The organism is Streptomyces misionensis (assembly GCF_007896895.1).
Lineage (GTDB): Bacteria > Actinomycetota > Actinomycetes > Streptomycetales > Streptomycetaceae > Streptomyces > Streptomyces misionensis_A.
Genome location: NZ_VOGW01000087.1, coordinates 28406 through 40654, shown reverse-complemented (window position 1 = coordinate 40654; position 12249 = coordinate 28406). Strand labels below are relative to the sequence as shown.

Annotated in this window: 13 protein-coding genes; 5 read left to right on the top strand and 8 right to left on the bottom strand. The window is 71.4% G+C overall.

Annotated features, from left to right (window positions below; all coding sequences use genetic code 11):
* The first annotated feature begins 46 nt into the window (after window positions 1–46).
* On the top strand, window positions 47–1009 hold the full coding sequence (locus FRZ03_RS14950; protein WP_146465645.1) for a GlxA family transcriptional regulator: 963 nt from the start codon (window positions 47–49) through the stop codon (window positions 1007–1009).
* A gap of 31 nt (window positions 1010–1040) precedes the next feature.
* Here FRZ03_RS14950 and FRZ03_RS14945 read toward each other — a convergent pair whose 3' ends face one another.
* The 8 genes from FRZ03_RS14945 to FRZ03_RS14910 form a co-directional block, all read right to left on the bottom strand.
* A complete protein-coding gene (locus FRZ03_RS14945; protein ID WP_146465644.1) occupies window positions 1041–2414 on the bottom strand; it encodes a bifunctional albaflavenone monooxygenase/terpene synthase in 1374 nt (457 codons plus the stop codon).
* Complete coding sequence (cyc1, locus tag FRZ03_RS14940; protein ID WP_146465816.1) at window positions 2411–3496, bottom strand: epi-isozizaene synthase; 1086 nt, start codon at window positions 3494–3496, stop codon at window positions 2411–2413. Before cyc1 ends, FRZ03_RS14945 begins: the two co-directional genes overlap by 4 nt.
* A 299-nt stretch (window positions 3497–3795) precedes the next feature.
* The gene (gene def / locus FRZ03_RS14935) at window positions 3796–4446 is read right to left on the bottom strand and encodes a peptide deformylase (protein ID WP_146465643.1); all 651 of its coding nucleotides are present in this window, start codon (window positions 4444–4446) and stop codon (window positions 3796–3798) included.
* A 73-nt stretch (window positions 4447–4519) separates the two neighbouring features.
* A complete protein-coding gene (locus tag FRZ03_RS14930; protein ID WP_146465642.1) occupies window positions 4520–5500 on the bottom strand; it encodes a tetratricopeptide repeat protein in 981 nt (326 codons plus the stop codon).
* A gap of 209 nt (window positions 5501–5709) precedes the next feature.
* Window positions 5710–6009, bottom strand: coding sequence for a mycothiol system anti-sigma-R factor (gene rsrA / locus FRZ03_RS14925; protein WP_146465641.1), 300 nt, complete (start codon window positions 6007–6009; stop codon window positions 5710–5712).
* On the bottom strand, window positions 6006–6704 hold the full coding sequence (sigR, locus tag FRZ03_RS14920; protein ID WP_146465640.1) for an RNA polymerase sigma factor SigR: 699 nt from the start codon (window positions 6702–6704) through the stop codon (window positions 6006–6008). The genes rsrA and sigR overlap by 4 nt, the downstream gene beginning before the upstream one ends.
* 255 nt (window positions 6705–6959) lie before the next feature.
* Complete coding sequence (locus tag FRZ03_RS14915; protein WP_146465639.1) at window positions 6960–7586, bottom strand: alpha/beta hydrolase family protein; 627 nt, start codon at window positions 7584–7586, stop codon at window positions 6960–6962.
* 1 nt (window position 7587) lies between these two features.
* A complete protein-coding gene (locus tag FRZ03_RS14910; protein ID WP_146465638.1) occupies window positions 7588–8403 on the bottom strand; it encodes an SOS response-associated peptidase in 816 nt (271 codons plus the stop codon).
* 50 nt (window positions 8404–8453) lie between these two features.
* Here FRZ03_RS14910 and FRZ03_RS14905 point away from each other — a divergent pair, with 50 nt between their 5' ends.
* The 4 genes from FRZ03_RS14905 (at window position 8454) to FRZ03_RS14890 (ending at window position 12002) form a co-directional block, all read left to right on the top strand.
* Entirely contained in the window at window positions 8454–9176 is a 723-nt protein-coding gene (locus FRZ03_RS14905; RefSeq protein WP_146465637.1) for a M50 family metallopeptidase, read from the top strand.
* Between the two features lie 57 nt (window positions 9177–9233).
* Entirely contained in the window at window positions 9234–10574 is a 1341-nt protein-coding gene (aroA, locus tag FRZ03_RS14900; protein WP_146465636.1) for a 3-phosphoshikimate 1-carboxyvinyltransferase, read from the top strand.
* Between the two features lie 9 nt (window positions 10575–10583).
* A complete protein-coding gene (gene rsgA, locus FRZ03_RS14895; RefSeq protein ID WP_146465635.1) occupies window positions 10584–11594 on the top strand; it encodes a ribosome small subunit-dependent GTPase A in 1011 nt (336 codons plus the stop codon).
* 84 nt (window positions 11595–11678) lie between these two features.
* Window positions 11679–12002 carry a DMT family transporter gene (locus tag FRZ03_RS14890; protein WP_146465634.1) on the top strand — a complete coding sequence of 108 codons (324 nt, stop codon included), beginning with the start codon at window positions 11679–11681 and terminating at the stop codon, window positions 12000–12002.
* Window positions 12003–12249: the final 247 nt, after the last annotated feature.

The window sequence follows — 12249 nt, the reverse complement described above, 5'->3', positions numbered from 1 at the left end:
GCCGTACACCCTCGAATTACTGCCAGTGCTGCGGCACACTGGGGTCATGCTGAAGAACGTGGCCGCCGTGCTGCTGAACGGAGTGCACCCCTTCGAGCTGGGCGTCGTCTGCGAGGTGTTCGGCATCGACCGCAGCGACGAGGGACTGCCGGTGTACGACTTCGCCGTGGTCTCGGCCGAGGGCCCCGACCTCGCCACCCACTGCGGGTTCACCGTCTCCACCCCGCACGGCCTGGAGCGGCTGGAGGAGGCCGATCTGATCGCCGTGCCCGCCGGCGAGAGCTATGTGGAGCGGGACTATCCGCCGGAGCTCCTGGACGCGCTGCGCCGGGCGGTCGAGCGCGGCTGCCGGGTGCTGAGCGTCTGCTCGGGGGTGTTCGTGCTGGCCGCCGCGGGGCTGCTGGACGGACGGCGGTGCGCGGTGCACTGGCACCATGCCGAGCAGCTGGCCCGGCGCTATCCCCGGCTCGCCGTGGAACCGGACGTGCTGTACGTGGACGAGGACCCGGTGATCACCTCCGCCGGCACCGCGGCCGGCATCGACGCCTGTCTGCACCTGGTGCGCAAGGAGCAGGGCCCGGAGGTCGCCAACAAGATCGCCCGGCGGATGGTGGTACCCCCGCACCGGGACGGCGGCCAGGCCCAGTACATCGAGCGGCCGCTGCCCAAAGCCCCCTGCGACACCGTCGGCGAGGTGCTGGTGTGGATGGGGGAGCACCTGGACACGGAGGTGACCGTGGAGCAGCTCGCCGCCCGCGCCCACATGGCCCCGCGCACCTTCGCCCGCCGCTTCCAGCAGGAGACCGGGACCACCCCCTACCGCTGGATTCTGCGCCAACGGGTGCTGTGCGCCCAGGAGTTGCTGGAGGGCACGGACGAGACCGTGGACGCGATCGCCGCCCGCACCGGGTTCGGCACGGCGGCCGCGCTGCGCCATCAGTTCGTCCGGGCGCTCGGCACCACCCCGAACGCCTACCGGCGCGCGTTCCGGGGCCCGCAGGCCGCCTGAACGCGCGCCGGCAGGCGACGCCCCGGCCCTACTACCAGGGCAGCGGCCGCAGCCGCAGGTTGTCCGGGCGCAGGGTGATGCCCACACGGACCGTGTCTCGAGAATCGGCGGCCGGTTCGAAGCGGTACCTGGCCGTGACCGCCGCGGTGATCAGGCTCAGCTGGGCCATCGAGAAGTGGTCGCTGGGGCACTTGCGGTTGCCGACGCTGAAGGGGCTCATGGCGTACTTCGGCACCTCCTTGGCCCGCTCCGGCAGCCACCGGTCCGGGTCGAAGTCGAGGTGGCGGTCGTACGAGCGGGGGTCGCGCTGAATGGCGTACGGGCTGTAGATGATGTCCGCCCCGGCCGGAATGCGATAGTCGCCGAGCGCGGTGTCGGCGGTCGCCCGGCGCGTCAGAATCCATACGGCGGGACGCAGCCGGATGGCCTCCAGGATGAGATTGTTGGTGTGCCTGAGGGAGCGGACGTGCTCGAATCCCACAGGCCGGCCGCCGGTCACGGATTCGACCTCGGCGCGCACCTTCTCCGCGTGCTCCGGGTGTTCCGCGAGCGCCTGGAGCAGCCACATGATCGTGGACGCGATCGTTTCGGCACCGGGGGTGATTATCGCCACGACCTGATCGTGGATCTCCTGTTCCCCGATGGGCTCACCATTGTCGTCCTTCGCCTCCAGCAATGCCGTCAGCAAATCGTCCGGCTTTTGACCGGATGCCCTCCGCTCGGCGACGATCTCGTCCACCAGCAGATGCAAATCGGCCAGGGCGCGGTTGAATTCGCGGTTGGCCGGAAACGGCAGCCGGTACAGCGGCCCCAGCGGGACCACCATCCGCCGGTACATACCACGGAAAACGGTGGCCAGGTCGGTGCTCAGCCGCTCCGCGCGCTCGTCCATGAAGGCGCCGCGCAGCAGACAGCGGGCGGCCATGCGGACGGCCACCCGGAAGGACTCCGAGGTGCAGTCGACGGTCTCGCCGGGGCGCCAGCGCTCGGTCAGGGCGTGCGCCTCCTCCTCCATGATCGGACCGTAGGCCGGGATCGCGTCCATCCGGAACGCCGGCTGGATGGTGCGCCGCTGGCGCCGGTGCACGGGGCCGTTGGCGGTGGCCACGCCCTCCTTGCCGAGCAGGCCCACCAGGGACTCCCAGACCGGGCCGTCGATCTTGAAGTCGGGGCTGAGGGCGAGCGCGCCGGTGAGCTCGGGGGTGGTGACCGCGTACACGGTCTTGGGGCCGAGCCTGAGGCGCACGATGTCGCCGTGGTCGCGCAGCCGGGACATGAAGTCCAGCGGGTCGCGGACCAGTTGCAGACCGTGCCCGAACACGGGGACGGCGCCCCCGGCCAGGGGTGGTTCGCGCAACTGCGCCGGGGTGCCGGAGGTCTGGGGCTGCACAGACTCGACGGTCATGACTCACCTGCCGCTTCGTTCGTGACGTACGGGGGCGTGGAGCGGTCGTCCCAGCTGTCCACCATGTACCGGCCGGACTCGTGGTGGAACCAGTAGACGGAGCTGAACCAGTTGCGCATATTGCCGACGCAGGAGCGGACGGCGGTGCTCAATTCCTTCCCGCGGACCGTGCCGTCGGCAAGTGCGTCCGCGAATTCAAGGGCCTCGCGCTCGGCGTCGAGGAATTCGTGAACGCACACCTCGACGCGCCGCCTGAGATCGTCCACCGCCTCTTTCAGAGTCAGCCCCTCATGGGTGATGAGACTGATTCCGAGATTGTGGACCTCGTCGCCCGCTATTTCCTTGGGAAGGGAACAGAGGTCGTTGTACCAGGCGGCGAATTCCTGACTGAGCAGGGCGGCACGGCGATAGGCCGGGTGCCTGCGGACGACGTCCGGGAGTTCGCATCCGGCGCTGGGTTCCAGCAGGTCCGTCCAGATCCAGTGCGCGAAGGTCAGCCGGCGCAGTGCCAGGTATTCCCGGACACCGGGTATGTACCCCCGGAGGCGATTGCGGAATTCACGGTCGTAGGCCTCGATGACCGCGTGGAAGTGCCGGGCGAACCGCTGGTTCCAGGTGCCCGGCAGGAACCCGTTCAGTCGCAGCACGCTGTCGGCGAAGCCCGCGACCAGCGGGTCCGGATGGTGCAGGTGGTGCCGGGGAGCATCGAGTGCCGCGTGCAGCCGGTGCCGCAGCCGCCGCCAGTCGCCCACCCGGCCGTGCACGATGTCGCGGTCGTGACGGTCGTCCCAGACGAAGAACCAGGCGCTGTAGTCCGCAATGGCCTGGAGCACGTCGTCGGCGGCGTCCGTGTAGTAGCCCGCCATCAGGTCGGTGTAGCGCAGATCGTCCGCGTACTCGCGTACCTTCTCCGCCGGCATCAGCCGTTTTTCCATCAGCCACCGCCGGGTCTTCTCCTGGAGCCGGGGCCAATACGGGTGCAGTCGCCGGGGAAAACGTGACTCGATCACCGAGAGTGCCAGTGAGGGTGGTACCACGACCGCCGTCGGTGACTCTGTGGTGCTGCGTGGGAAAGCTTGCACAGAACAAACCCCTCTCAGCCGCCGGATACGCACGCCCCGGGTGGTGCCGGGCGTGCGCCGTTGCCTGTCCCCACTCCCCATTCAGCACCACAACTGACCACTATGGGAACGGATTTGCTTCACTCACTACCCCATGGTGCCGAGAAGCCCCTCTTGTGTGACCGAGAGATGATCATCGGCAACCAAGGAAGCGACCAGTTGTACGGCGCAGTGATGAGCGAAAGAGGAGAAGCGGAGGGCAAGAAGAAGGGCGCCCGGCCGGGGTGATCCCGGCCGGGCGCCCAACCACCCGATGAAGGCTAGTCGTTGGCGACCACGGGGTAGCGCGGCTCGTTCTCGGCCATCTGCCGCAGCGCGTCCTTGCGGTCCCGCTTGGACAGCCGGTCGATGTAGAGGTAGCCGTAGAGGTGGTCGGTCTCGTGCTGCAAACACCGTGCGAAGTACCCGGTGCCGCGGACCTTGATCGGGTTGCCCTGCTCGTCCTGGCCGGTCACCTCGGCGTAGTCGGGACGCGCGAGCGCGGCGTAGGCGCCGGGCACGGACAGGCAGCCCTCGTTGTTGTCGTCCAGCCGGCGCTTGTCCGCGGGCAGCTCGACGAGCTTCGGGTTGCACACCACGCCGACGTGCCGGACGCCCTCGTCGTCCTGGCAGTCGTAGACGAAGACCTTCCGATCGACGCCGATCTGGTTGGCGGCCAGCCCCACGCCCTCGGCGGTGCGCTGGCTGGCGAACATGTCGGCGACCAGCTGCCGCAGCTCCTCGCCGAACTCGGTGACGTCCCTGCACTCCTTGTGCAGCACCGGGTTGCCGACGACCGTGATCGGGCGCGAGGTCCCGCTCTCCCGCCAGGCCTTCTCGCGCCCCTCGCAGTCCTCCGTGTCCACGACATAGCCCTCGTCGTCGACGGGGAGCACGCCCGCGTGCTGCTGATCGGTGTCCTGCTGCGCCATGACCGACGTACGCCTTCCTGCAAGCCTAGAAAATTCTGCGTGTACAGCCTAAAGGTGGCCGGTCACCGGCTGCTCAGCAAACCTCTTCCAAGTCCCGCCAGTCCCTCGAATCGGGGCTGTCGGCCACCCAGCCGTCCAGCAGCCCCCGCACCAGCGAGGGCGGCGCGGCCACCCCGCACTCGCGCTCGGGGACCCACAGCTGGCCGTCGGTGCGATGACCCAGCGGGCCCGGATGACCGGGTTCGCTGTGGTCGTGCGGGTCGAGGTGCACCCCGTCGCCCTCGTCCGACGGCATCCGGGACTCGCTGCACATCCGGCACAGCAGCCGCACCGAGGACGACCAGTCCTCCGCCGCGAACCCGGCGTCGGCGGCCAGCTGCTCCAGCGCGTCCCGGTCCGCCTCGGTGGCCGCCTCCAGCAGCACCACCCAGGTGGGCACGGGCGAGGGCGCCCACAGCTCGATCTCGTCGAAGACCGGGTAGCTGTGCCCGGCGGAGGTGGTGCGCTCACCGTGCGGGACGCCGTCGTGCAGCACGACCTCGCCCCAGCGCCGACCGGAAGACGGCAGCGGGATGGAGAGCACCTCGATCCGCGCGGGGTCCAGGCGGCGGCCCCACACCACTTCGGCCTCACCCTCCGGGGAGAGCCGTACGGCGGCGCTGCCCAGCTCCATGCCGAGCGGTTCCCCGGCGGCCGCGACGCCCCCGGGCACCTTGAGCCCGTACGCCTGCCAGGCGCGGCGGGCCAGCGGCCAGTCCTGGAGGGCGGTGGCGGCGATGCCCACGTTCCACCAGTCGGGCGCGCCGGACTCCCGCTCGAGCAGGGCGACGGCGCGCAGCCCGGCGGCGCGGGCCTGCTCCCAGTCGTGCCGGAACTTGTGCAGCAGGGCCAGGTTGAACCAGGACTCGGACAGCCAGGGTTCCAGGTCGGCGGCGCGGGTCAGCAGTTCGCCCGCGTCCTCGTACCGGCCGTCGCCGATGAGCGTGAACGCGCGGTCGGTGGCCTGCCGCCAGGAGGCGGAGGGCCGGTGCCGTCCCTTGCCGAAGATCCTCACGATTCCCGCCTGCCGGTTCCAGTTCCGCACCGTGGGCTGGCTGTGCCCCCGGGCGCCCTCTCCCTCGCATCCAACCACGTGCGGCGGGGACGGCGCTCATTACCCATGGGTTACCCAGACGCGGACGGGATCAGACAGTGCCGTACGTCTCGCCGGCCGGATGTTCCGGGAGCCGGCGCGTGCGGGCGGGGGCGGGAACCGGGTCCGGCTCAGCCGTCCTGGGCGGTCGTGATGTCGTGGTCGGGCGCGGGCTGGCCGGAGCGGAGCAGGTCGAGCCGCCCCATCACCTTGGCCCGCAGGTCGGCGGGCACGTCGTCATGGCCGCAGCACCGCTTGACCAGCTTCTTCACGGCCTGCTCCAGGCCGTACTTCTCCAGGCAGGGCGAGCACTCCTCGAAGTGGTGCCGGAACTTGTCGCGATCGACGTCCGGCATCTCGCTGTCGAGGAACTCGTACAGATGGTCCAGGACCTCACCGCAGTCCGTCTCGTGCGGCTCTCCGCAGCTCATGAGCCCGAGCCTTTCGCTTCGTTCGACTCTCCGGCGCCCGCCGGGACCAGCCCGCGCTCACGGGCGTAGTCCTCCAGCATGCCGCGCAGCTGACGGCGGCCCCGGTGCAGCCGGGACATCACCGTACCGATGGGTGTCCCCATGATGTCCGCGATCTCCTTGTAGGCAAACCCCTCGACATCGGCGAGATACACGGCGATGCGGAACTCCTCGGGGATCGCCTGGAGCGCTTCCTTCACGTCCGAGTCGGGCAGGTGGTCGAGCGCCTGCGACTCGGCGGAGCGCAGGCCCGTCGACATGTGCGACTCGGCGCGGGCGAGCTGCCAGTCCTCGATCTCCTCCGCCGCCGAACGCTGCGGCTCGCGCTGCTTCTTGCGGTAGGAGTTGATGAACGTGTTGGTGAGGATCCGGTACAGCCACGCCTTGAGGTTGGTGCCCTCGCGGAACTGGTGGAAGGACGCGTACGCCTTGGCGTACGTCTCCTGCACGAGGTCCTCGGCGTCGGCCGGGTTGCGCGTCATGCGCAGGGCGGCCGAGTACATCTGGTCGAGGAATTCGAGTGCGTCCCGCTCGAAGCGCGCGCTGCGCTCAGCGGTCGACTCGGAGAACGTCTCCGCGCTCGTGCCCCGGCCCTCGGGCTGCTCCGCCTGGCCGCCGTTGTCGGTCCCCGCGTCGGTCCCAGTGACCGGACCCACCTCCTCAAGATCCCGGGTGGCACCGAAACCGGTCCCACTCGTTTCGGAGGATAGAACACGACCCTCGCCCGCCGCCCCTCGAATAGGACCGGCCTTGGGCGCGTGGAACACCGTCCAGTCCAGGTCGGTACTGGACTGCCGGGCCGGGCAGATGGTCGAACCCATGCGGCGGACTTCCTTTCCACGAGGTCGGTGCCGAGGCCTCAGCACTTCTGTCCGCCTCAACAGCGCCGCCCCGCGCGGCATTCCCGGCCGTCACCCGAGTGACGCGGTCCACTCGGCGACCCCCTCGGTGAGGATCTCAAGGGCCCGTTCCTGGGTGATGTCCGCGCGCTTGGGCACCGCGAAGCCGTGATCGCCGTACGGCACCTCGACCATCCGGAAGTCGCCCTTCGGGAACTCGGCGGGCCTGCCGAAGGGGTCGCCTCCGCCCTGGACGACGAGGGTGGGCCGGCCGGTGCCCAGCAGCTCGTCCGCCCGGGACTTCTCCGGCTTGCCCGGCGGGTGCAGCGGGAAGCTCAGCGCGAGCACCGCGCGGGCGCCCAGCTCCGTGGCCGTGCGGCAGGCGACGCGGGCGCCGGCGCTGCGGCCCCCGGAGATCACCGGCAGCTCCATCCCGGACAGCGAGGGCCAGATCCCCCGCCACCCGGCGTCCAGCGTCTTCGGGGCGGGCGCCACCTTCTTGCCCGCCACCCGCCAGGGCTGTTCCACGAGGGCGACGGTCACGCCGCGCGCGGGCAGGGCACCCGCGAGGGCCTGGAGGTCGCGGGCCTCGATGCCGCCGCCGGCGCCGTGGCTCAGCGCGAGGACGGCCCTGGGGTCCGTCGCCCGGTGCCAGGTGATGCGGGCGGTTCCGGTGTCGGTCTCGACAATCTCGATCACGCTAGAAGAGTGTGCCCTCTTCCGGGCCCTCCAGCTCCTTCAGCAGCTCCGGTCCGTTGTTGCGGACGTTGCTGACGGCGGTGGCGACCGGGTAGGCGCGCATCAGTCCCGGCGGGGGCGGGGCGAGCAGGGCGCGCAGCTCCTCCGGGTCGGTGCGGGAGGGGTCCAGCCAGGCGTCCCAGCGGTCCGGGGTGAGCATCAGCGGCATCCGGGGGTGGATGTCCGCGAGCGAGCGGGGGCCCTCGGCCGGGGCGACGGCCAGCGGGGTCCGCTCGGCCTCCGTGGTGATCACCGAGCAGGTGACCCACCAGGCCTGGGGGTGGTCGTCGGGCAGCGTGCGGTCGCGCCAGAACTCGTAGAGGCCGGCCATCGCGAACACCGAGCCGTCGGCGGGCAGCACGAAGTACGGCTGTTTGCGGGGCCGCTTCTTCTTCCCCTCGACCTCCAGGTCCCGCTCCTGCTGCCCGGTCACCCATTCGTAGTAACCGTCGGCGGGCAGGATGCACCGGCGGGCGGCGAAGGCGCGGCGGTAGGCGGGCTTCTCGTGCACGGTCTCCGCGCGGGCGTTGATCATCCGGGCGCCGCCCTCGGGGGTCTTGGCCCAGGACGGCACGAGCCCCCACCGCAGCCGGCGCAGCTGGCGAACCGGGCGCGGCGAGTCGGCGTCTTTCAGAGGGCGGTCGAGCACGGCGTGGACCTCCTTGGTGGGGGCCACGTTGTAGTCCGGCTCCAGGGCCTCCTCGGGCTCCCACTTCTCGATCCCGAACGCTCCGGCGAGGTCCTCGGGCCTACGACTGGCTGCATACCGTCCGCACATACGTGCCACACTGCCAGACTCCGCACCGACCCAGGGAGCCACTCCGAGACATGAACGACCTCGCCGCCACCGCGCTCCCCGGCCTCTGGGACCGGCTCACCGGCACCCAGCCCGACCCCGCCCTGTGGGTGGTGCTCGCCACCCTGGCCGCCGCGCTGGTGGTGATCGCCCCGCGCGCGCTGTGGCTGATATCGCGCAACGCGATCACCATCGCGCACGAGGGCGGCCACGGGCTGATCGCCCTGCTCACCGGCCGGCAGCTCACCGGCATCCGGCTGCACTCGGACACCAGCGGGCTCACGGTGAGCCGCGGCAAGCCGTACGGGCTCGGCATGATCCTCACCGCGGCGGCGGGCTACACCGCTCCCTCGCTGCTGGGCCTCGGCGGCGCCGCGCTACTGGCCACGGGCCGCATCACGCTGCTGCTGTGGGTGGCCACGGCGCTGCTCGCGCTGATGCTGGTGATGATCCGCAACGCGTACGGCGTACTGACCGTGGTGCTCGCGGGCGGTGCGTTCCTGCTGGTGTCCTGGCTCACGGGGCCGCAGGTGCAGGCGGCGTTCGCGTACGCCGTGGTGTGGTTCCTGCTGCTCGGGGGCGTACGGCCGCCGTTCGAGCTCCAGCGCAAGCGCGGACGCGGCGAGGCCGGGGACTCGGACGCGGACCAGCTGGCGCGGCTGACGCACGTTCCGGCGGGCCTGTGGCTCTTCCTGTTCCACGCGGTGTCGCTGTGCTCGCTGATCGGCGGGGGCCGCTGGCTGCTGGAGGTCTGAGACCGCCCGGCGCGGACGACCGGCGGCCCTTCCTATAAAGCCTTATAAAGTGGGCCCATGGCCCCGAACACCGCCTCCTCCGCCCTCTGGCCCGCCCCGCACGCGAGCGGAGCCGTCGACGCCACGGTCCACGTGCCGGGGTCCAAGTCGGTCACCAACCGCGCCCTGGTGCTGGCCGCCCTCGCCTCCGAGCCCGGCTGGCTGCGCCGCCCGCTGCGCTCCCGCGACACCCTGCTGATGGCGGACGCGCTGCGGGCCATGGGCGTGGAGATCGAGGAGACGGTGTCGTCCAGCTCCTCCGTCGCGGCCGGCTCCGACGCCGCCGGCGAGGCCTGGCGGGTGCTGCCGACCGGGCTGCACGGCCCGGCCAGGGTGGACGTCGGCAACGCCGGCACCGTGATGCGCTTCCTGCCCCCGGTGGCCGCGCTGGCCGACGGCCCGGTCCGGTTCGACGGCGACCCGCGGTCGTACGAGCGTCCCCTGCACGGCGTGATCGACGCGCTGCGCGCGCTGGGCGCCCGGATCGACGACGACGGCCGGGGCGCGCTGCCGCTGACCGTGCACGGCGGCGGGGCGCTGGACGGCGGCCCGGTCTCCATCGACGCGTCCTCCTCCTCGCAGTTCGTCTCCGCGCTGCTGCTGTCCGCCCCGCGCTTCAACCAGGGCGTGGAGGTCCGGCACACGGGCGCGACGCTGCCGTCCATGCCGCACATCCGGATGACGGTGGACATGCTGCGCGCGGTCGGCGCCCAGGTGGACACCCCGGAGTCGGGCGGCGAGCCGAACGTGTGGCGGGTGACGCCGGGCGCGCTGCTCGGCCGGGACCTGACGATCGAGCCGGACCTCTCCAACGCGCAGCCGTTCCTGGCGGCGGCGCTGGTGACGGGCGGCAAGGTGCTGATCCCGGACTGGCCGGAGCGCACCACGCAGCCGGGCGACCGGTTGCGCGAGATCTTCACCGAGATGGGCGGCTCCTGCGAACTGACCGAGTACGGGCTGGTGTTCACGGGTTCCGGGGCGGTCCACGGCATCGACGTCGACCTCGGTGACGTGGGCGAGCTGACCCCGGGCATCGCGGCCGTCGCCGCGCTCGCCGACTCCCCCTCGACCCTGCGCAACGTGGCCCATCTGCGGCTGCACGAGACGGACCGGCTGGCCGCGCTCACCAAGGAGATCAACGAGCTCGGCGGCGACGTCACGGAGACGGCCGACGGTCTGCACATCCGCCCGCGCCCGTTGCACGGCGGCACCTTCCACACCTACGAGGACCACCGCATGGCCACCGCAGGCGCGATCATCGGCCTGGCGGTCGAGGGCGTTCGGATCGAGAACATCGCGACGACGGCGAAGACCCTGCCGGACTTCCCCGAGCTGTGGACCGGGATGCTCGGGCAGTAGGGACACGTCATGCGCCGCTACGGCAAGCACACCGACGAGGACGACATCCGCACGCGCCCCAACCGCAAGGGCAACCGGCCGCGGACCAACATCCGGCCCAAGCACGAGGACGCGGCCGAGGGACTGGTCCTCACCGTGGACCGCGGGCGGCTGACCTGCCTGGTCGAGGACCGGGTCGTGATGGCGATGAAGGCGCGGGAGCTGGGCCGCAAGGCCGCGGTGGTCGGCGACCGGGTGGCGCTGGTCGGCGATCTGTCCGGCAGGAAGGACACGCTCGCGCGGATCGTGCGGATCGAGGCGCGCGCCTCGGTGCTGCGGCGCACGGCGGACGACGACGACCCGTTCGAGCGCGTGGTGGTCGCCAACGCCGACCAGCTGGCGATCGTCACCGCCCTCGCGGACCCCGAGCCCCGGCCCCGGCTGATCGACCGCTGTCTGGTCGCGGCCTACGACGGCGGACTCGAACCGCTGCTGGTGCTGACCAAGTCGGACCTGGCCCCGCCGGACAAACTCCTGGAGCTGTACGGCGATCTGGACATCCCCTACGTGGTCACCAGCCGCGACGAACTGGAGAACGGGGACGCGGCGGACCGGGTGCGCGAGCATCTGGGGGGCCGGATCACCGCGTTCGTGGGCCACTCCGGCGTGGGCAAGACGACGCTGGTGAACGCGCTGGTGCCCGAGGAGCGGCGGCGTACGACGGGACACGTCAACGCGGTGACGGGGCGCGGCCGGCACACCACCACGTCGGCGCTGGCGCTGCCGCTGGCGGAGGCGGACGGCTGGGTGATCGACACCCCGGGGGTGCGGTCCTTCGGCCTGGCGCACATCGATCCGTCCCGGGTCATCCACGCCTTCCCGGACCTGGAGCCGGGCACCGCGGACTGCCCGCGCGCGTGCAGCCACGACGAGCCGGACTGCGCGCTGGACGCGTGGGTCCAGGCGGGGCACGCGGACCCGGCGCGGCTGTACTCGCTGCGGCGGCTGCTGGCGACGCGGGAGCGCACGGAAGGCGACTGACCTTCGCGTTGTTCGCCCGGTCGGGGGTGTCGCGCGTGCATAATCACACCGGGTCGGAGATCCGGAGCAACGGGAGGACAGCGCATGGCGTGGCTGCTGGTCATCGTGGCCGGAATGCTGGAGACCGGCTTCGCCGTGTGCCTCAAGCTCTCCCACGGCTTCACCCGGCTGTGGCCGACGATCGCCTTCGCGTCCTTCGCCCTCGGCAGCTTCGGTCTGCTGACCCTCTCCCTGCGCAAGCTCGACGTCGGCCCGGCCTACGCGGTGTGGACCGGCATCGGCGCGACCGGTACCGCGATCTACGGCATGGTCTTCCTCGGCGACGTGGTCTCCACCCTGAAGCTCGTCTCCATCGGCTTCGTGATCGTGGGCATCGTCGGCCTCCAGTTGTCGGGCTCGGCGCACTAAGGTTTTCCGTTCGGATCAGGCCGGATCAGGGAGCGGGGTCCGGTGCGTGCGGATGCGAGGCGGAGGAGGGAGTCGACGCGATGGGGGTGCCCCCGCGCGAGCGAAGCCGAGCGTGGGGGAGTCGGCGACCGACGACAACGCGGCAGGTGCGCGTGCCGGGCCCCGCGAGTCCGGCCTGATCCGAACGAGAGGCCCTGATTCGGCGCGCCGGGTCCGCGGGCGCCGGTTCGGCGGTGAGCGTCGGCCC

Excerpts from the sequence above, each read along its gene's own strand:
- FRZ03_RS14950 (WP_146465645.1), top strand. The coding sequence starts at position 47 with ATGCTGAAGAACGTGGCCGCCGTGCTGCTGAACGGAGTGCACCCCTTC.
- FRZ03_RS14945 (WP_146465644.1), bottom strand. The coding sequence starts at position 2,414 with ATGACCGTCGAGTCTGTGCAGCCCCAGACCTCCGGCACCCCGGCGCAG.
- def (WP_146465643.1), bottom strand. The coding sequence starts at position 4,446 with ATGGCGCAGCAGGACACCGATCAGCAGCACGCGGGCGTGCTCCCCGTC.
- rsrA (WP_146465641.1), bottom strand. The coding sequence starts at position 6,009 with ATGAGCTGCGGAGAGCCGCACGAGACGGACTGCGGTGAGGTCCTGGAC.
- FRZ03_RS14910 (WP_146465638.1), bottom strand. The coding sequence starts at position 8,403 with ATGTGCGGACGGTATGCAGCCAGTCGTAGGCCCGAGGACCTCGCCGGA.
- FRZ03_RS14905 (WP_146465637.1), top strand. The coding sequence starts at position 8,454 with ATGAACGACCTCGCCGCCACCGCGCTCCCCGGCCTCTGGGACCGGCTC.
- aroA (WP_146465636.1), top strand. The coding sequence starts at position 9,234 with ATGGCCCCGAACACCGCCTCCTCCGCCCTCTGGCCCGCCCCGCACGCG.
- rsgA (WP_146465635.1), top strand. The coding sequence starts at position 10,584 with ATGCGCCGCTACGGCAAGCACACCGACGAGGACGACATCCGCACGCGC.
- FRZ03_RS14890 (WP_146465634.1), top strand. The coding sequence starts at position 11,679 with ATGGCGTGGCTGCTGGTCATCGTGGCCGGAATGCTGGAGACCGGCTTC.